Origin of the sequence: Nonomuraea sp. NPDC005983 (assembly GCF_040614375.1) — a bacterium.
In the GTDB taxonomy this organism is placed as follows: Bacteria; Actinomycetota; Actinomycetes; order Streptosporangiales; family Streptosporangiaceae; genus Nonomuraea.
This window is the reverse complement of sequence record NZ_JBEXUP010000006.1, coordinates 66588-85216: the sequence shown is the minus strand read 5'-3', so window position 1 is coordinate 85216 and position 18629 is coordinate 66588. Positions and strand designations below refer to the sequence as shown.

At 71.5% G+C, this 18629-nt stretch carries 16 protein-coding genes; 2 read left to right on the top strand and 14 right to left on the bottom strand.

Features of this window, described 5'->3' with window-relative positions:
- The first annotated feature begins 497 nt into the window (after positions 1-497).
- Positions 498-1616: a hypothetical protein gene (locus ABZ297_RS05240; RefSeq protein WP_355339679.1), complete on the top strand. Its 1119-nt coding sequence runs from the start codon at positions 498-500 to the stop codon at positions 1614-1616.
- 153 nt (positions 1617-1769) lie between these two features.
- Positions 1770-2318 carry a hypothetical protein gene (locus ABZ297_RS05235; protein ID WP_355339676.1) on the top strand — a complete coding sequence of 183 codons (549 nt, stop codon included), beginning with the start codon at positions 1770-1772 and terminating at the stop codon, positions 2316-2318.
- Here the strand turns inward: ABZ297_RS05235 and ABZ297_RS05230 are convergent, their stop codons facing one another.
- From ABZ297_RS05230 to ABZ297_RS05165, 14 genes are all read right to left on the bottom strand, one after another.
- Entirely contained in the window at positions 2319-4046 is a 1728-nt protein-coding gene (locus tag ABZ297_RS05230; RefSeq protein ID WP_355339673.1) for a hypothetical protein, read from the bottom strand.
- Positions 4039-4752: a hypothetical protein gene (locus tag ABZ297_RS05225; RefSeq protein WP_355339670.1), complete on the bottom strand. Its 714-nt coding sequence runs from the start codon at positions 4750-4752 to the stop codon at positions 4039-4041. Before ABZ297_RS05225 ends, ABZ297_RS05230 begins: the two co-directional genes overlap by 8 nt.
- A 13-nt stretch (positions 4753-4765) precedes the next feature.
- Complete coding sequence (locus ABZ297_RS05220) at positions 4766-5098, bottom strand: hypothetical protein (RefSeq protein ID WP_355339667.1); 333 nt, start codon at positions 5096-5098, stop codon at positions 4766-4768.
- A gap of 60 nt (positions 5099-5158) precedes the next feature.
- Positions 5159-6289 carry an ATP-binding protein gene (locus tag ABZ297_RS05215; RefSeq protein WP_355339664.1) on the bottom strand — a complete coding sequence of 377 codons (1131 nt, stop codon included), beginning with the start codon at positions 6287-6289 and terminating at the stop codon, positions 5159-5161.
- The gene (locus ABZ297_RS05210) at positions 6286-7326 is read right to left on the bottom strand and encodes a hypothetical protein (RefSeq protein ID WP_355339661.1); all 1041 of its coding nucleotides are present in this window, start codon (positions 7324-7326) and stop codon (positions 6286-6288) included. The genes ABZ297_RS05215 and ABZ297_RS05210 overlap by 4 nt, the downstream gene beginning before the upstream one ends.
- Positions 7323-7928 (bottom strand): response regulator transcription factor, encoded by a 606-nt coding sequence (locus ABZ297_RS05205; RefSeq protein ID WP_355339658.1) that lies wholly within the window; start codon positions 7926-7928, stop codon positions 7323-7325. Before ABZ297_RS05205 ends, ABZ297_RS05210 begins: the two co-directional genes overlap by 4 nt.
- 92 nt (positions 7929-8020) lie before the next feature.
- Positions 8021-9301: a sigma-70 family RNA polymerase sigma factor gene (locus ABZ297_RS05200; RefSeq protein WP_355339655.1), complete on the bottom strand. Its 1281-nt coding sequence runs from the start codon at positions 9299-9301 to the stop codon at positions 8021-8023.
- Positions 9298-9645: a YciI family protein gene (locus tag ABZ297_RS05195; protein ID WP_355339652.1), complete on the bottom strand. Its 348-nt coding sequence runs from the start codon at positions 9643-9645 to the stop codon at positions 9298-9300. Before ABZ297_RS05195 ends, ABZ297_RS05200 begins: the two co-directional genes overlap by 4 nt.
- A gap of 88 nt (positions 9646-9733) precedes the next feature.
- Positions 9734-9976 carry a hypothetical protein gene (locus tag ABZ297_RS05190; protein ID WP_355339649.1) on the bottom strand — a complete coding sequence of 81 codons (243 nt, stop codon included), beginning with the start codon at positions 9974-9976 and terminating at the stop codon, positions 9734-9736.
- Positions 9977-10115: 139 nt separating this feature from the next.
- Positions 10116-10538, bottom strand: coding sequence for a histone-like nucleoid-structuring protein Lsr2 (locus ABZ297_RS05185; RefSeq protein WP_355339646.1), 423 nt, complete (start codon positions 10536-10538; stop codon positions 10116-10118).
- A gap of 116 nt (positions 10539-10654) precedes the next feature.
- On the bottom strand, positions 10655-11863 hold the full coding sequence (locus tag ABZ297_RS05180) for a TIGR02679 family protein (protein WP_355339643.1): 1209 nt from the start codon (positions 11861-11863) through the stop codon (positions 10655-10657).
- The gene (locus tag ABZ297_RS05175; RefSeq protein WP_355339640.1) at positions 11860-15846 is read right to left on the bottom strand and encodes a TIGR02680 family protein; all 3987 of its coding nucleotides are present in this window, start codon (positions 15844-15846) and stop codon (positions 11860-11862) included. The genes ABZ297_RS05180 and ABZ297_RS05175 overlap by 4 nt, the downstream gene beginning before the upstream one ends.
- Positions 15843-17030: a TIGR02678 family protein gene (locus tag ABZ297_RS05170; protein ID WP_355339637.1), complete on the bottom strand. Its 1188-nt coding sequence runs from the start codon at positions 17028-17030 to the stop codon at positions 15843-15845. The genes ABZ297_RS05175 and ABZ297_RS05170 overlap by 4 nt, the downstream gene beginning before the upstream one ends.
- Positions 17023-18531: a TIGR02677 family protein gene (locus ABZ297_RS05165; RefSeq protein WP_355339634.1), complete on the bottom strand. Its 1509-nt coding sequence runs from the start codon at positions 18529-18531 to the stop codon at positions 17023-17025. The genes ABZ297_RS05170 and ABZ297_RS05165 overlap by 8 nt, the downstream gene beginning before the upstream one ends.
- Positions 18532-18629: the final 98 nt, after the last annotated feature.

The window sequence follows — 18629 nt, the reverse complement described above, 5'->3', positions numbered from 1 at the left end:
GTCCGATACGCCCCCTTGGCGGCTCGACAGTCCTGCTCGCCACCCTGCCAGCCAGCGACACCGGCACCCTCGACGACACAGCCCGGCTCCACCTCGCCGCAACCGACGCCGCCGTCCTCGCCGACTCCGGCCGACTCCGGCCGACTCGCCGCGTCCACCAGCGGCGCCGGCGGCACGCGACCGCGTTCGCCCGGATGCACCCGACGAAGAGGAGCAGCGCGGATCTTGCCGCTCCCATCATCCTGTTATAGATCCCATAGAGAGAGGTCGACTACCAGGCGTCCACACTGAGCGCACCACATGGAGCACATGTGCATCACCTCTGGGAGCGGCTTGAGATGGCTATGACGTGGTTCCTGCGGATGGCGGCAGCGGGGGCCCTGGCCGTAACGGTTGTGTCGCCTGCCGGCGCAACGGCCCTGGCCACTGACACGGCGCCGCTTCAACCGCTGAGTCTGGCGGGCCTCGATCTGCGCGCCGGATCCGACCCTTACACCGTGCCGCCCTCAGTGGAGTACGAGCAGGTGGGCATCGGCGGGGCGCTCAGCGGGAACGACCGTACCGCGTTACCGGGCAGCGAGGATGCCGCCTGCGCTGCTCGGGCGGCGTATCTGCCGCGGGTGCCGGTCCGCTCCTGGTTCTGCTGGGACGCCGCAGCCCAGGGCGACAAGGACGACGTCCCGCACTCTCCCTGGGTACCGCAAGGGCTGGCCACCTCCGGCGAGGCCCAGCTCGACGGCACTCCGATCGGCAGTGAGCACAGGGCGCTCATCACCAGCTGGGCCTGGCTGAACTCGCCCGACCCGAACGCACCCGACTACCGCACCAACTCCGTGAACCTGTCGGTCGTCGACCTCGACGAGCGCCGCTACCGCAACGTCCTGCCCGTGTGGGTCGACGGGCAGGGCAAGCTGCGACGCATCTACGGACACGGCGGCGGCCTGGCGTGGTACGGCCCCTATCTGTTCATGACCTCCAGCTCCAACTGGAACGGCTACTCAGGCCCCGACTCCACCCAGCACACCCTCCGGGTGTTCGACACCCGCAAGATCTACCGCAAGAAGGACGGAGGGGGTGGTGACTACCGTTACGTCATTCCCGAGGTACGCCACTACATCACCCCCATCCTCCTGGACTTCGTCTCCCTGGACCGCCACAGCTCCGGCGGCGCAAGCTTGATCGCGGGCACCTACAAGCGCTCCAGCGGCACCTCCGCCTCCCTGGCCGGCACCAAACTGGTCCGCTACCGCTTCCAGCCACCCCCCGACGGCGACTACCGGGTCATCACCACCCCTGTGCAGGCCTGGGTGTCGACCGCCCCGGCCGACCCGGCCGACGCCATCAGCGACGTGCAAGGCGTCCAAGCCGACGGCGACCGTCTCTACCTCAACATGTCGGCCGGCTCGCACCCCGGCCCCGACCCCCGCAGACGCTTCGCCACCGTGAACGTCAGCGGCCCCGCCTCGACCTGGACGATCAACGCCCACACAAGCTGGGCCTACCGGCCGGAGGACCTGTCGCTGTGGTACGCCACCGGCGAGCTCTGGGGACTCACCGAAGGCGAGGAGGAGCGGGTCGTCTTCTCCGTCGGAGTCGCCGACACCGATCCCCCATGACCGTTCCTCTCGCCGAGGCCGCCGCATTCGTCCACAGCGAGCGCAAAGCACCGGCTTGGCCGGTGCTGACGGGCCGCTGCGCGATCTGGGTGTGCAGAACGCGCACCTTCTCTCATTACCGTGATCCCCGCACCGAGAGAAGGGGGTACGAACATGCGCACAAGGATCATGGCCGTGGCCGTCGGGCTGGCGCTGACGGCCGGCGCGCTGGGAGCAGGACCCGCAGCCGCCGAGGACAAGGTGACGTACCGGCTCAAGCCGCACGTGAACGCGCTTAAGCAAGGCGCCTGTCCTGCGGGTGACAAGCAGTGGTTCGAGAATAACGACAAGGATGGAGCGCAGATCGCCTGGACGTACACCAACGGCAGCCGTCCCTGCGTGACAGTTCTCTACGAGGCGGTGACGACCTCCCGCCAGTGTGATTTCTACTTCTACGTTCCGCGCGGTTTCGCGACGGCGCTCGTCCGCTTCGACTTCACCACCGCCGACGGGACGTTCGTCGACGGGCCCGGCACGTACGGCCTCGACGAGGAGGACCTCGAAGGCTGGCAGCACATCGGCACCGGAGCGCGAGTAACTTCGATCTTCTTCACCGACGCGAACGGGCAACGGTACAAGAGCAAGATGCTCGGGTGGGGCATGGATGAGAACCACTGGCTCAAGCAGGTGTGCCCGCAGGTGGGCCGGAGGAGTAGAGGGTGATCAGAGCCTCGCGAGGCGGCGGCGGACCTCGGCGAGGCGGCGCTCGATCTCCGGCAGGAAGAACGGGCCGATCAGCGCTCGGTCTTCCCGCAGCCGCCGCTCCGCCTCCTCGTGCGCCCGCCGTACCAGATCGACGACCGCCTGCCGGCCTTCCAGGTAGCCCTCCTGGACGGCCGCGGCGCGGTCTCGGGCGAGCACCCGATCGAAGGCCACCTTCTCCTGGATGAGCAGATCGCGCAAGGTGGACGCGCCAACGGTGAAGGCCAGCGGCCACAGCAGCGCGGTGAGGTCGGCCAGGCGGACGGGGAGCGGGAGGAGGGCGGAGCAGGCGGTGAAGACGGCCGCGGAGGCGGCGACGGTGGCGGCACGCCGGCCGCGCGACAGGTCGCGGACGTACATGACCGCGAGCGGCCCGACGAAGAGCGGGAAGTGCAGGAACGGCATCCTGGTCAGCCCGCCGGCAGCGGGGTTGGCCAGCAGCGCCGTCGCCGCCAGCGCGTCCACTGCCCCGAACGCGAGCGCTGCTGCCAGGACCCGCCCATGCGCGCAGTCGCCGTCGGCGACGATCTGCCGATGAGACCACCAGGCGACCGCCAGCCCAATGATCACGAGGAGCAGGCTGGCCGGAAGGGGCACCGCGTCCAGCTTGGGCCATGAATGCGAGAGGCTGCCGACCGCTCCCAACGCGATCATGCTGGGCCCCGGGTCGAGTGAGGGGACCCGGGCCGGGGTGTCCTCGGGAAGGATCACCAGTTCGGTGCCGATCCGTACCTCCTGGCGCTGTCCCAGTGGTCTGGGGTCCGCCACGGTCACCACGACGAGGTCTCTGGGCGCGAGCCGTACCAGCTCCGCCTCCAACCGGGCCACCTGGTGACGGGACAGCAGGAGGGAGGTGCAACCGCCCTCCGTACGTAACCGCACGTCCCTGGCCAGGTCGGGGCTGGCCAGGTTGTGGCGTTGCTCCCAGCGCAGCAAGGCGGCGGACAGGTAGTCGGAGCAGCCGATGGTCTGCTCGGCCAGGTGCTGGCGCCAGGCCGCCAGCGGCGAGTGGACGGCCTTGCCTGGTACGGCGAGCAGGGGCCACGTACGGGTGATCAGGTCGACCACGGTGTCGGCGCCCACCGCGACACTGTGCCGCCCGGCGAGCTCGGCCTGGCCACGCGCCGCCTCCTGGTCCGCGAGGGCGGTGCGGAGGTGCGCGTGCAGGCGCAGCTCCAGGTAGCGGCCCAGCCCCAAGCCGCACAGCACGGCGAAGGCCGGCCAGAGGAAGGGAGACACGCTGCCCGGCCGCGCCGCGGCGAGCAGGGCGGCGTTGGTGGCCAAGCCCACCGCCAGGGGGACGGCAAGGGCTCGGCCGCCACGGACCAGGGCCAGTTCGAAGGCCAGAGGCGCGGCCAGGAGCGCGGGGGCGTCGATCGGGTCGCCCATGACGACCGACCAGCCCGCCACGTCGGCCATGTCCAGCGCCAGGCGCAGCCCCGGGGGAACGCGCAGGCCCCGGCGCAGGCGGAGATAGAGCACCGCGTCATAGCTCAGGCAGAGCACGCAGGCGGCCAGCGCGGCCGGCGGGGTGAGCCGCCGGCCCGTCACGGCCATGACACACACCGCGATCCGGGCGACGAGGCGCAGGTTGAGGAAGAACTGTGTGGTCGTGAAGGCGGTGGTGGCGGCGGCGAGCTGGGCGAACGGCGGCAGCTCAGTCGGCAGCCCAGTCGGCGGCTCAGCCATCGCCGGCCTCAGGTGGCTGGGTCTTGACCCGGGTGGCCCACTGCAGGAACCGGGAGATCTGCGGCAATGACGGAAGATCCTGGCGGCGGTCCGGGGTTCGGCCGTCGGAGGTCATCGCTGTCAGCCGGGCCTCCCGGTTGAAGTCCCGGCGCAGCCGCTCCCACGCGCGCGAGCGGGGATTGCGCCGTTCGGCGATCGTGGCCGGCAGGCCGTGCTCCAGCGCGTGCCGTACGGCCCGGTTGACCAGGCTGTGACGGGACACGCCGTGCCTGACCTCCTCCTCGCAGTCGATCGGCGGCGGCACGGCCCGCCGCGGGTCGCGCACGGTCGCCAGGAGCACGGCGGTGTCGGCGAGTTCGCCGCGATGGTAGAAGTAGTCGGCCCTGGCCTCCTTCATCCTGCGGCGGATGGCGCCGTCGAGGAAGTGGCCGGTGATGACGATGACCACGGTGTGCGGGCTGGTCGCGCGGATGGCCTCCACCACCGCCACGCCGGGGAAGTGGTCGTCCGCGCGGCGCTCGTCGGCGGCGTCCACCAGGGCCACGTCGATCCGGGGCCAGCCCTGCCAGGTCATCGCCCGCTCGTGGTCGAGCACGGCCACCACCTGCAGGCCGGGCGCGGTGGAGAGGATGGCGGCCAGGCCGAGCCGGTTGATGTCGTCGTCGTCCACGATCACCAGCCGTCGCGCGGAGATGTCACGGTCCATGATCGGCGCCCGTCTACCGACCGTCATCCATGGCGCGGCGGCAGGCGGCCAGCGTGGCCGCGCAGGCCAGGCGGAGCCGGTCCTCTCCGACGGACGCGGCGAGCCCCACCGCCTCGCGGGCCAGGGGCAGGGCTTCGCTCGCCCGGTCCAGTGCCAGGAGGTACCGGGCGGCCTGGTGCAGCGCGCGGCCGAGCACGTGTGGCCGCTCCGGCGTGAGGCCGCGCAGGAGGACGATCGCCTCGGTCACGGTGTCCAGGGCGACGCGCGGGCGCCCGCTGTTGAACTCGTGCTCCGAGCGGGCCCGCAACTCCAGCGCCCGCTCGAAGCTCTCCTCCATCGAGTGCACGAGGAGCCTCCTGCCGTCCCGCGGACCCCCGCTCGCCGTGGAGCCCTGCTCACTCCCCGATCATGGGCGTCCGGTGGCTGTCGCGTCTGTCCCGGCGCCTGTCCCCGGTTCCGGGGACAGCGGGAGGACGATCTCCACGCTCGTGCCGCGATCGGGCGCGGAGTCGATGGCGACCGTGCCGCCCACGCCCTCGATCCGGCCCTCGATCGACTGCCTCAGGCCGAAGCCGGGCCCGTGCCCGCGGGCGAAGCCGCGCCCCTCGTCGGTGACGCGTACGACGAGCCGTCCGCCCAGCAGCCGCGTGCTCACCTGGGCGCGCCTGGTTCCGGCGTGCTTGACCACGTTGACCAGGGCCTCCTGGACGGCTCCCGCCGCTGCCGCGACAACGGCGGCGGACAGCGGCGGGCTGCCGGCGAGATCGGACTCCACCTCCAGGCCGAGGGCTCGGGCCCGCGCGATCGCCACGGTCAGCGACTCCCCCAGGGTCGAAGGGCCGCTGTTCCCGTCCAGGTAACGGCGCAGCCAGGCGGCCTGGTCGGCCACGTGGGCGCGCAGCCGCGGGTCGGCGACGTGATCCTCCTCGCCCAGCCGGTCGAACAGCCGCAACACCCGTTCACTGATCAGCTCGGCGTGGACGGCGCGCTCCCGCTGCGCTGCCAGGTCCGTCGCCGCCTCGATCGCCTGCTCCCTGGCGGCGTCCACCGTGTCGGCGTAGGCGCGCAGGGTCCTGGCGACGTACCACGCCAGTACCGCCATGAGGGGCAGGCTGACGGCGGTCGCGGGGCGTTCGGCGTGCGGCAGCGATACCGAGACCGCCACGGTCAGCGGTGCGATCGCGCTCAGGAGGAGCAGCATCGAGGGCAGAGCGAGGCCCGCGCCGACGACGACCACGTAGGCGTAGGGATAGGTCCACGAGTGGCCGTCGGCGGGAGCGCAGATCACGGCCGCGACCGCGACGAAGAGCGCGTCGGCGACGAACATCCACGAAGGTGACAGCGTACGGCGGCGGACGGTCCACAGCACGAGCGCCGTGGCCTCCACGGCGGTGACGGCGAGAAACGGCTGGAGCCAGTCGAGGCGGCCACCGGCGAAGGTCGCCGCCAGCTGCAAGCCGTATCCCGCGCGCAGCACGGCGAAGGCCACCATCAGCGAGTGCTCGGTGCCTTCCCTGCCGAGCGCGTGCGGCCTCACTGCCGGGCCGCCCTGAGCTCGACCTCGCTGCCCTCACCCGGCGTGAAGAGCACCTCGGACTCGACCCGGGGATGCTCCCATCCCCGGGCGGGCGGACCGGCATGGGTGATCGTGACCAGGACGGTCCCGGCCGCCGCCTCGACCGGCTCGACGAAGATCACCACCCTGCCCCGGACCGGCAGCGCGGTGAGGTAGTCGCGGACCGCAGTGACGATCTCCTGTGGTACGGCCAGTCCGTCCGGCAACGTCAGCTCGGCGCTCACCCCGAGGCCGCGGGCGTGCTCCACGACCGCGGCCATTCCTTCGTCCACAGCCGCTCCCCCACCTGACCCGATGAGCGCCCTGAGCCGCCCCGCCTCCGCCCTGACCTGCTCCCGCAGCGCCGGCTCCGGGACCTGCCCCTGGTGGCCGAGGAGTTCCAGGGTCTGGAGCACCTGGTCGTGGATGACGCGCGCGTGCGCGGCCCGTTCCCGCGCGGCCGCGGCCGCCGCCTCGGTGGTCACCGCCTCCTGGCGCGCGGCGTCCGCCTCGCCTCCTCTTCTGCGTACGGCCCGCGCCACGAGCGTCCCCACCGCCGTGTTCACGGTGAGCGTGGCGAGATCGAAGGAGGCGTATCCGAGAGGTTCGCCGGTCATCGGCGAGGCCGCGGCGACCACGGCCAGCACCGGCGCCAACGCGGGCAGGGTGACGCGCCATCTCCCGCCGCTCAACCCGATCCCGATGACGAACGGGACGGCGTAGTCGAACGGCCAGTTGTCCCAGGTGTGCGGCCGGGCCGTCCGCACCAGCACGGCCAGCGCCATCGCCGCGAGCAAAGCCCCTTCGGCGAACACGGCCCAGCTCGGCGGCACCCTGCCCGCCCGCCACGAGAGCCCGGTCAGCACCGCGCTCTCCACCACTGCCACCACCATCAGCCAGTCGCGGGACTCGCCGCTCAACGCCGTGGCCGCGACCATGACCGCCGCGGCGGCCCTGACGACGGTGAACGCCACGAGCAGCCACCGCTCGGCCGCGTCCGCCCCGCTGGACAGGCTCACTCCCCTGGAGGTCGCAGGCCGAGCTCGTCCGCCGCGCGGACGAGATCCGCCATGGCCCCCAGCCCCAGCTTCACCCTGATCCGCTTGACCAGCGTGTCGACGGTCGACTCCGCCACTCCCATCCTGCCGGCCGTCTGCCGGCGGGTCCGCCCCTTGGCCAGGTGGGCCAGCACCTCCGCCTCCCGGGGCGACAGCGCCGGCCTGCCTGCCAGCGGAGAGGCGGGGACGGAGAGCTGGCCGTGCAGGATGCCGGCCAGCCCGCTGCCGAGCACGAATCCGCCCGAGGCCACCGACACCACGGCCGCGTGGAACTCGGCGGGTTCGGAGCTCTTGGTCAGATAACCACTGGCTCCCGCCTGTATGGCCGCCACGACATCGGCCTGCTCACCCGAGACGGACATCACCAGGACTCTGGCCCTGGCCGACCAGTCGGCGATGACCGGCAGCGACGGCCTGCCGTTCTCCAGATAGAGGTCGAGAAGCAGGACGTCCACCTCGTGCGGCACCTGGCCCGGGTCCGCGGTGCTCGCCACGACGGCCACCTGCGCCGACTGCTCGAAGAAGCGGGTGATGCCCTCCCGCATGAATGGATGATCATCCACGACGGCAAGCCTGATCACTGCCCTGCCTTCACAAGGGTGGCCACGTCACCCCATTCTTCACCGACCCGTCATTGTGATCAAGGAGTCGCTTCTCAGCGGGACGGTTCGTCCTCCGTCAGATCGCGGAGGCGGGCGGCCAGGTAGGCCCGTTCCACGGCGTTCTCGGTGAGAAGAAGGGCCTCCTCGTAGGCCACGCGGGCTTCCGCGGCGCGGCCGAGGCGGGCCAGGAACGCGCCGCGCGAGGAGGCGGCGTAGGCGTACCCGGCGAGTTGCGGCTCGGCGGCCAGCGCGTCGAGCGCCGCCAGGCCGGCGGCGGGGCCATGGGCGAACCCCACGGCGACCGCGCGGTTCAGCGCGACCACGGGAGACGGCCACAGCTGTACCAGCAGGTCGTACAGCGCCACGATCTCGGCCCAGTCGGTGTCCTGCCAGACGGGCGCCTCGGCGTGCACGGCCGCGATGGCCGCCATCAGCGCGAAGCGGCCCGGTGGCCGGTGCCGCAGGGCGTGCCTGACCAGTGCGATGCCCTCGTCGATGGCGCGCCGGTCCCACCGCGATCTGTCCTGCTCGGCCAGGAGGAGCAGTCGTCCGTCCGCGTTCGTCCGGGTGTCACGGCGGGCGTCGGTGAGCAGGATGAGAGCCAGCAGACCCGCGACGCCCGCTTCGTCGGGCAGCAGCGTCCGCAGCAGGCGGGCCAGTTCCAGCGAGCGTTCGACGAGGTCACGGCGGATCAGCTCCGCCCCCGCGGGAGCGGTGTGCCCTGTGGTGAACAGCAGGTGCACGACCGTGAGGACGGCGTCCACGCGAGCCGGCAGTTCGTCCGCCGCCGGTACCCGGTACGGGATGGCGGCCGCGGCGATCTTCTTCTTGGCCCTGGTGATCCGCGCCGCCATCGTGGCCTCCCCCACCAGGAAGGCACGCGCCACCTCGGCCGTGCTGAGCCCGCACAGCAACCGCAGCGTGAGCGCCACCTGCGCCTCGACGGACAGCGCAGGATGGCAGCAGGTGAAGATCAGCCGCAGCCGGTCATCCGGGATGTCCGGGTCATCGCCGTCTCCAGGCCCCGGCTCGGTCTGCTCCGTGAGCAGGTGCGGCAGGCGGCGCCGCATCGTCGCCTCCCTGCGCAGCAGTTCCAGTGCGCGCCGCCGGGCGACCGTGGTCAGCCACGCCCCGGGCCTGGCCGGCACGCCACGGTCGGACCACGCGGCCAAGGCCTGCGCGTAGGCGTCCTGCACGCACTCCTCGGCCAGGTCCAGGTCCCGCGTGACGCGCACAGTCGCGGCGAGGACGAAGGCCCATTCGCGTCGGTGCGCCTCAGCCACGGCGGCGGCTGAGGCGCCCTCGGACCACTGACGCCCGGCGGCGTCCGTCACTCGAACACCCGGATGGGCCGCACCTCGACCCCGCCGAAAGGCGCCGGCACCCGTTTGGCCACGGCCAACGCCTCGTCCAGGTGCGCGACCTCGATCAGGTAGTAGCCGGCCAGAACCTCCTTGGTCTCGGCGAACGCGCCGTCGGTGACGACGAACCCGCCGGAGGAGTCCGCCCGGATCGCGGTCGCGGTGTCAGCCGCCTGCAGAGCATGACCGGCGCGGACGACCGCGCCGTCGGCGGCGCCGAACTCCTCGTGCGCCTTCAGCAGGCGCACGAACTCCTCCGGGTTCGCCGCCGCCCGCACGGCCTCATCGTCGTAGATCAGAATCAGGTACTGCGGCATGACGCATCCTTCCGTCCCTCGACCATGGACCCGATGCCGGGCCCTCATCAATCCGATGGATGACATCCGCCGAAATCGACAGCGCGGCTCAGTGCATCCGCGTGTAGTACCACGACTGGCCATTCCAGGGCGCGGCGAGGTTGTAGCACTCCCGATTGGTGACGTAGACGTCGTTCCGCCTTGCGGATTCGCAGGTCCACGGGTCCCTGTAGGGGCCGATCGCCTCATAGGTGCCTCCGCCCCACGGCAGGTCCTCGTCGGCCTGGGCCGGGCTGACGATCACGACGGCGGTGACGGCTCCGGCGAGCAGCACCGCGATGCGCTTGAGCATGGTCGAACGGTCCCTTCCTGTGGTTCGAGCTTCGAACACGTAGGGGGACTGTAGGAGCGAGAGCCGCGCGATCCGGACAGCCGGATCACGCACCGCTCGATCTTCCGGTGGTACGGCGGGACGGCCTCCCGGCCACTTCTCAGGCGTCGGCCTCTGCCCCAGCGGCGGCCGAGGCTTCCGCGGCGGCCGGCGTCTCCGCGGCGGGCTCCGTCGAGTCGGCGTCGGGATGGGCCGCGATGAACTGCTCGATGACCTCGTCGGCGACCTTCCCCCGAGGGGCCTCCAGCCCTTGCTCGCGCGCCCATTCGCGGACGTCGGTGAGGGTGTAGCCGCGCAACCGGGGGGAGAGGTCCGCGGCCTTCTTCGACCGCGACGCCTGCTTCACCTCGCGGGAGTTCTCCAGGACCTCTTCGATGAACGCGAGAGCGTCGCTCAGCCGTTTCTGGTTGGCGTCGGACAGGTCGATGGCGAAGGTCCGGTTCAGCAGCGGGAACTCCCGTCTCGCCACATCATCGCCCTCGGAGTGGTCGAGGTCGTCAACCAGTATTACCTTCTGCGCCACGTGCAGCCCTCTCCGGATGGATCTTCGTCTGTCTCAACCGTGGAATCTTACTGGTGGTTCATCTTGCGATCGCCCACCGACGGAACCAGTGCTCTGCCGGTCTCCTCGATGCGCGTTCAGTGAGCCATATCGGCGACGAGGTCTGGGATGAGACGCTCCTCCATGATTGCTCGGCCTGTCTGCGCCATACGCTCCGCCAGCTCCTGCGCCCAGGGGCTGCTGGACCGGCTGCCCCGGAGAGGCTCCGACTCGCCTGCCGCCAGCGCGCGATCGTAGGTCTCCATGTCCATCCGCCACGGAGACGCGCCGTAGCGGTTGATCGCCTCGGCGGTGGTGCGCAGGCCGGTCCAGTCGAAGTCGCCACGCCAGTGGATGGGACGTCCCGCGCACGCCGTGAGCAGCCGGTGGCACGCGATGGAGGGTATGCCTTCCGTACAGATCAGGGCCGCGCCGGAAACGCCCGTCGCGGCCCTGAGGACGGCGGGATTCTCACACACGTAGACCACGGAAGAGGTCACCGTGAGAGACATGGTGACGAGCTGGTGCAGCGTGACGCGGAACGGAGTCCGGTGACGGGCCGCCGACGACAGCCACTCGGCGAGCGGAGAGCCCTCCGCCGCAACTCCGAGGACCAGCACCTGGCTGGCCAGGTCGTCCACGATCACGCCCGCGGACTCCCACAGTGACCGCCGCCCCGCCGCCGTCACCGAAGGGGCCTGTCCCGCACGCCACGCCAGCGCCCGCAGCACGAACCTGGCCAGCGGCGTGCCCGACAGGGCCTTGGTGTCACCTGTCGCCTGCTCGGCGAGCACGGTCAGCGGGGTCAGGTCGGCGGGGAGAAGCTCGAGGACGGCGTGCGCGTGGCGGACCAGCTCGGCGCCGCCCTGCCGGACGAGTCTGGTCAGGGTGCCGTCGGCCGACAGCGAGTCGAGCCAGTCGGTGTGCCACGCCGCTCCAGCGTGGCGGCCGGTGGACAGCGCGGCGACGATCAGAGACCTGGCAGCGTCCTCCTGCGCAACGGTCTCGGCCCGCACCGGGACGCCGCCGACCAGCCCGACCACGGCGGTGCGGAGATCCTGGCAGATGCCGGCCTCGCGTAGCGCGGACTGGATCAGCTCTGGCCGTACGCTCAGCGTTCCGCCGTCCTGCCGGACCCTACGCCCCAGCAGCCGGGCGATCGCCCTACGCTCGGCGTCGGACGGGGCGGCCAGCACGACGGGGATGAAGAGGTCCTGGCCGAGCTCGATCCGCTTGGCCAGCCTGGACAGCAGCCGCTCCAGCTCCGGTACGCCGAGGGTACGCCGCAGCCGTACGATGTCCGTCACCACAAGGGATCACGGCGATCCTGTGCCGGGCGCTCCACCCGTTCGGCACTGGTGCCGTCCCATTCCCAGGTGGTCACGTGGACCGCGTCGATGCCGTCCCTGCGCACCAGGTGATGCGCGGCGATGCCCGGCACCGTCGAGTAGAACCCCCACTCCCGCTCGCTGGTCATCGCCACGTCGAGGTCGAAGGTCGCCAGCAGTCCCAGGCATTTGGCGCGGGCGTCGTCGTCCACGCCGGCGAACGCTTCGTCGAGGGTGACCAGCCTGGGGGCGTGCGGATGAGCCGACCGATAGTGGGAGGAGGCCGCGGCGAACAGCGGCAGCGAGACGGTCAGGACCCGTTCTCCGCCGGAGGCGGGGCCTGCGGCGGAGCGCCAGCCGCCGTCCTGGTGACGCTCGATGACGAAGGTGTGCCAGTCACGGTAGTCCAGGGCGCGGCGCAGATGCTCGGTCCAGGTGCCATGCTCGTCCTTGAGTCGTTCAGCCTCGATCTGCGCCTGGAGGAAGTCGCTGACAGCGGCCCTGTCGGACGGCGACCACATGTCCGCTCCCTGCCGCAACAGCCTGGTTCTGGCCTCGGCGAGCCCAGCCGGACCGTCCTTCCTCGGCAGCCAGGACATGCGTAGCTTCATGCCGGTCGAGGTGGGGCGCTCCATCAGCTCCCGGTTCATCTGGGCCACCTGCTCGTCACCGTCGGCGATGAGCTGCTGAAGGTGCGCGGCGACGTCGTTGACCAGGTGCTCCTCGACGATGTCCCGCTGCCGCGCGGTGAGCGTCCGCTCCCGGTAGTCGATCTCGCCGTCGAGCAGCGCGACCAGTTCGCCGGGGGGACGTTCCCTGCCCTGGAACTGGATCGTCACCACGAACCAGTCCGACAGTCCCGCCATGGCATGGTGGCCGTGACGGGTGAGCGCCTCGGCCAGCTCGCTGTACCGGCGCGTGATGTCGTCCTGGACTCTGCGCCAGGCCTCGTCGGAGTCGTCCACGTCGGTGAGAAGCTGCTCGGCCCGACGAGCCAGCCTTACGGCGGGGTCGGCCGACCACGAACCGGGCAGGTCGATGTCGCACGCGACGGCGAGCAGCCCCGTCTCCGCGAACCTCTGCAGCGCCCCCACGGCCGCGTCGCGCCGTTCGAGGACCGCGGTCATGCTCTCCAGGAGCTGCTCCTCCTTGCCTTGCGCCCTGGCCCGCCGTTCTCCGGCCTCCCGATGCCTGCCGTCAAGGCGCTTGATCTCGGCGGTCAGCGCGCCGACCCGTTCCTTGGTCTCGGTGAGGCGGGCCCTGAGGTCGTCCACTGAGGCGCCGACCGCGGCCTGGAGCGCCACCAGCCGCCCGTGCTGGTCCGCGGCCTTGCGCACGGCGTCGCGCTCGTGCTCACGCGCCCGCGCCAGCTCGCGCTCGGCCGCTTCCAGCTCTCCCGCCCAGGTACGGACCTCCGCCGTGCGGCCTACGTGCAGCCGCACGGCGGCGACCAGCTCGGTGATCACTTGCCGGTAGTCGGCGAGGACCTCTCTCACGTCGGCCAGGCCGGTCAGCGTGGAGGGCAGCCGGGTGTCGGCCGCCGCCCGGTCGCGATCGTCCGCGGCCCGCTTCAGGTCGTCCTCGGCCCAGCTCACCTCGTTCGCCTGGTCCTCGACGGACCGGACGGTCTCGCGGTGCCTGTCTGCGGCGGCGGCCACGGCGACGTGCGCGGCGCGCAGGTCCTCGTCACGGGGGTGGCCGTCGGCCTCCGCGGCGACCGCGTCCTGGCGGGCCGCCAGCGTGGCGGCGACCTGCTCTGCCTGCGCGACCGCCTCTGCGCCCGCCGCGATGAGCTCCGCCAGTTCGGCCAGGCGCCTGCGCCGGGCCTCCGCACGGGCCGCCGCTCCGATGTACTCGGCGCCGTCCTTGGCCCAGGCCCCGTGCAGCGGGCCGAGCCGCCACCGGCCCTCGGCCGTCACATAGGGGCCGTCCTGCTCCCCCAGGCCGATGGTCGCCAGTACGGCTCGTGCCACCTCGTCACCGGTGTCCAGCGCGTCGGTGAGAGCGGAGGCGGCCGGCGTGCCCGGGACGACGATCACATCGTGCGTGGCGGGATCGAGCAGCCGCCCGTCGGGTGTGATCCACGCGTCCAGCAGCCCCGATGCCTCCAGCGCCGCTTCGAGCCCGGCCCGCGCCCGCTCGTCCAGCCCGTCCTTGAAGTCGGTCAGCTCCCACAGTGCCGCACCCGGCCTGCCCTCGCGGACGCCGGCTCCTCGCGTGTGGGGCGGACGGGGCCGCGCCCGCTCGCCCTGCTCCAGCCGGTCACGCTCGTCGTGCAGCGCGCGTAGCCCGGCCTCGGCCTGCTCCAGGCGGAGCGTCGCGGCCGCGTGCTCGTTGGCCAGGTGCTGGCCGGCCCGCTGCGCCGCCGCGCGCAGCTGGCGTTCGGCGGGATGTGGTCCGATCATGTTCACTGTCCACGTCGGCAGGTCCAGGTCCTCCGGGTCGGGGAGGGCGAGTTCCGCCAGACTCATGCCGTACCGACGCCAGGCCGCGACGTGGGCGGACGCGGCCGTGTCGAGCTCTTCCCCGGCACGGGCCAGCCCGTCGGCCGCCCTGTCACGTTCGCCCTCAAGGCGGGTCAGGGCTGTGCGCGCCTGTACCAGCTCGCGCTCCGCGGTCTCGGCCGTCTCGGCGAGCGCGAGCACATGGGCCACCGCCTCGCTCCTGACGGCCGTGCCGCTCCTGGCGGCCGCCTCGCCCTGCGCGAGCCCGTCCTCGCCGGACGCTCCGGCGATCACGGAACAGTAGCCCTCCAGGCCCGCGCGCTCCTCTGCCCGGGCGGCCTCCGACCGGCTCCGCTCGACCGCCTCGCCAGACTCCCGCGCGGCCGTGACGGCTTCGCCATGCCTGCTCCGCCTGCCCGTCCGCGTGGTCTCGGCCCGCTCGACGGCTTCCAGCGCCGCGGTCACGGCCCTGTCGGCCTCCTGGGCGTGGCGCTCGGCCGCGTCGAGGTCCTTCAGCCGTGGGTCCCCCGCCAGCTCCTCGCGAATCGCGTGCTGCTCGGCCAGCTCGACCTGCGCGGTCTCCAGGCCGACCGCCGCCTCCGCCTCCGCCGCTCCCTCCTGTGCGATCAGCTCCCTGGCCGTGGCGAGGTCACGGTTGACGTGCTCGTACGCCGAATGGGCGACGCGCAACTCGCGACTCTGGCGCCTGGCGGCAACAGCCGCGTAGCGCCGATAGCGCTCCAGGAAGCGTCGCATGTGCTCGCGGGTGTCGCGGAGCCCCGTCAGCTCGTTGCGCTGCTGCTCCAGGTCGTGAAACGCGGCGGCCACGTCGGAGATGATCGCCTGGTCGACGGGGGCCAACGCGTGTGACAGGGCCTCCGACAGCTTCGCCTCGTCGGGGCGCTTGGACAGCTGCGGCTGCCGGAGCTGGATCAGCAGGTTGACGAGCGCGTCATACCGTTCGGCGCCCAGGTGGAACAGGTGCTCGTCCAGAATCCGCCGGTAGTGCTCCGCCCGCTGGGTCACCTGGCCCGACAGGCCGACGGCCTCGGTCAGGCGGTCCCGGGAGAGGGCGGTCCCGTTCTTCCCGATGAGGTGGAGCTCTTCACCGACCCGCTGAGAGGTCAGGAAGAACCAGCGGTCGGCTACTCCTCGCCCTTTCACCGCTTTGAGGCCGCAACCGATGGTGACGTAGGCGCGCTCGCCGTCCTCGGTGATCCGGCCGAACTCCAGCCAGGTGTAGCCGAGCCGCTCGTCGTACTTGCCGCCGAGGAGCAGGTTCCACTCCATGCGCTTGCCACGGTCGCCGTCGGGCTCGACACGGCTCGGTGACAACTCGCCGTCCAGCAGGAAGGGCAGCGTCAGCGCCAGCACCTTCGACTTGCCGGTGCCGTTGTTACCGCGAAACAGGATCCTGCCGTCGCGGAACCAGAACTCCTGGTAGTCGTAGTAGAACAGGTCCACCAGACCGGTGCGCAGCGGCTGCCAGCGGGTGGTGGACGCGACGGGGAGCGTCACTTCTCGCCCTTTCCTGTGATGACGGCCTCGGCGAAGCCGAAGCGCGCCAGCGCGGGCAGTGCGGTCACGATCTGGTCCCGCACCTGGATCAGGCCCAGTGCCCGCAAACGGTGAACGGCACCCGCGGTCAGCTCCGGCACGGAGGCGTTCTTCCGCCAGTGCTTGCGATGCGTCTCGGCGAGCCGGGCCATCTGCTCGTGCAGTTCGTCGAGCGGGATGGACTGCTCCGGATACGTCCTCATCCGTTCGGCCAGATGCTCGGCGAGCAGCAACGTCGCGTGCCCGTCGGTGCCTTCCTCGGGCATGCCGAGATCGGTGGCCTCGCCAGTGGGGTCGAGCAGTGCGATGCCCTCCGCCCTGACCTCCGCGACGAACCCCGTCGCGTCGGCGATCCTTTTGAGCAGCGGTCCTCGCTGTCGTTCCAGGTATGCCCGCTCGGGTTCGGTCATTTCCCGGTAGTAGAGGACGGGGTCGTCCAGCAGGCGCCGGGTGAGGGAGTGCCGGATCATCCTGTTGCGGCCGTCGTCGGTGTCAGGGACGATCTCGGCGGTGATCTCCGCCAGGCGCTCGTCCAGCTCGGTCGCGGCCACCGTGGAGGGCCCCCTTCGAGTGGTCAGCAGGACCGCCAGCACACGGCGGTCCACGTCGTACAGCGCGTCACCGGATCCGCTGACGAAGGCCGTCTCGTCACCGGCGACCTTGGTCAGCACGCCCATGCCGATCAGCAGACCCGAGACGGCCACCAGGTCGGCCCGTTCCTCCCGGTTCGCCAAGGTGAAGGTGACGCCCGCGGCGGCCAGGGCGTCGTCCCCCGCGAAGGCCAGCAGCCGTTCGGCCAGCCAGCCGAGCGTCACCTGGCTCTCCGCCCGTTCCAGGCCCGCCAGCGCCAGGCAGACCAGGACGTAGCGGCGACGGCTGAACGCGACCTTGCCCTTCGCCTGAGCCGCCCTCGTGCCGTCCTGGTGGCGTACGGGCACCTTTCGCAGCCGGGCGACGGCAGTGTCGGTGTAGAGCGCCCAGCCGGTCTCGCGGGCGAACCAGTCGGCGAGCCACCCCGCGTGCTTACGTACCACCTTGTACTCGGGCTGTTCCGGTGTGAGCAGAGGGCGCCGCAGCAACGCGCGCACCGCCCTGCGTCGCTCGTCCTCCTGCTGCGCTTCCAGGACGTCCCGCACCTCAGCCACCACGCGCCTCCACGGGGCTCGTCAGGTCGACGATCGTCAGCTCATGATCAGGCCCGCGGAGCACCCCCGACTCGGTGCGGACCTCCGCGTATCCGCCGACCGGGCGCATGACGATCTCCAGGCTGCCGTCGGCCGTCCTGGTCCGCACCTCGCCGGGGCCGAGCGACAGCGCCTCGCCCAGGAGACGCAGAAACAGCTGAAACTCCGCCGGATCCAGCGTGCCGAACTCGCTCAGCAGCGTGGGTCTGCCCGTGGCAAGCCGCTTGCGGGCCAGCTCGGCCTGTTCGCGCTCGGCCGCCACGAACTCGGCCAGGTGGGCCCGCTGCCGGCTGCGATCGACGACCTTGCTCGGCGCCCCGCGACGCTGGTAACTGCCGGTGGCGCGCAGCCGCACGGAGATCTCCACCTGGGGCGCCTGCGTCCAGCTGACGGTTGCCGGCACGTCGTCCGCTGATTCGCCTTCGACGGTCAGATGGCGTGACGATGACAGGCCGAAGGCCGCCCGCCACAGTCGATGGGCGTCGGTGTCGGTGGAGCACTGGGCGAACCAGCGCGCCAGCGCCCGGAAGTCTGCCGACCTGTCGCTCCGGCCCGCTCTGCGCTCCTGCAACACGCTGATCGTCGCCAGCAGGTCGGGAATGGCCTGACGGGCCCGGCTGCGGAGCAGATCCGCCTGGCATGGACGCGCCCGGTCCCCCACGAACCACGACCGCAGGCCCGACCAGCGGCTGCGCCACTCGACCAGCTTCGACTCGGCCGCTTCGCCGGGCTCGGCCTCCTCGCCGGGGGCCACGTCCGCGGCCTCACGGGCGGCGGCCAGCCGCAACAGCCGTTCCGCGTCTCCCAGCCCACGCAGCGTCACAGCGATGTCGTAGGCCTTGACGACCAGCTCCGAGACGAAGCGTTCGAGATAGGCGATCAACCGGTCCTTGTAGGCGAAGAACGCCTCCTCCTCGATGTCCTGCAGGTCGATGGTCCGCTGGAGACCGCCCATGAAGGCGCTGGCGTTGGCGGCGAGGCTGTCGAGCCTGTTGACGATCTCCAGCAGGAGACTGTGCACCACCGCGGCGTCCGGCCGCTCGTCCAGGCCTGCCAGCGCGTGCAGACGGACCCGGATGTCCTCCAGCGCGACGGCCTGCAGTTCGCCCCGGCGGCCGAGTTCCTGCTCGAAGACGTCGAGTGCCCGCTCCGCCGCCTCGCCTTCGCGGCTCAGCTGGTAGAGGTAACGGGCCCGGTAGAAGTCCTCGACAGTGGTCACCCGCCCGGTGTCGGGGTCCGCCCGCAGGTTTCCCCAGTCCTTGAGGCTGCTCAGGGCCTTGTCGACCTGGTCCTGGCTGACGGGGACGCCGCCGTCCGCACGAAGCGACTCCGTCACGTCCTCGGGACGCAGGTGCACCACGAACCGTCGTTTGTTCGCCGTGAACACGCTCATCACTCGGCGGTAGAGAACGGCGTTAGGGGCATCGAGGTGCGCGAAGACGCTTGTCACTGAATGAGTCATGACAACACGCCAGTATGCCCAAAGAGTCGGTGTGAGCGGCGCAGGTAACCGAAACAGGATCGGGCACGCCCGCCCGCCTGGTGGTTGGCACCGTAGCC

Coding starts and splice junctions, on each gene's coding strand:
- ABZ297_RS05230 (WP_355339673.1), bottom strand. CDS start 4,046: ATGGCTGAGCCGCCGACTGGGCTGCCGACTGAGCTGCCGCCGTTCGCC.
- ABZ297_RS05225 (WP_355339670.1), bottom strand. CDS start 4,752: ATGGACCGTGACATCTCCGCGCGACGGCTGGTGATCGTGGACGACGAC.
- ABZ297_RS05195 (WP_355339652.1), bottom strand. CDS start 9,645: ATGCCGCAGTACCTGATTCTGATCTACGACGATGAGGCCGTGCGGGCG.
- ABZ297_RS05165 (WP_355339634.1), bottom strand. CDS start 18,531: ATGACTCATTCAGTGACAAGCGTCTTCGCGCACCTCGATGCCCCTAAC.
- ABZ297_RS05235 (WP_355339676.1), top strand. CDS start 1,770: ATGCGCACAAGGATCATGGCCGTGGCCGTCGGGCTGGCGCTGACGGCC.
- ABZ297_RS05190 (WP_355339649.1), bottom strand. CDS start 9,976: ATGCTCAAGCGCATCGCGGTGCTGCTCGCCGGAGCCGTCACCGCCGTC.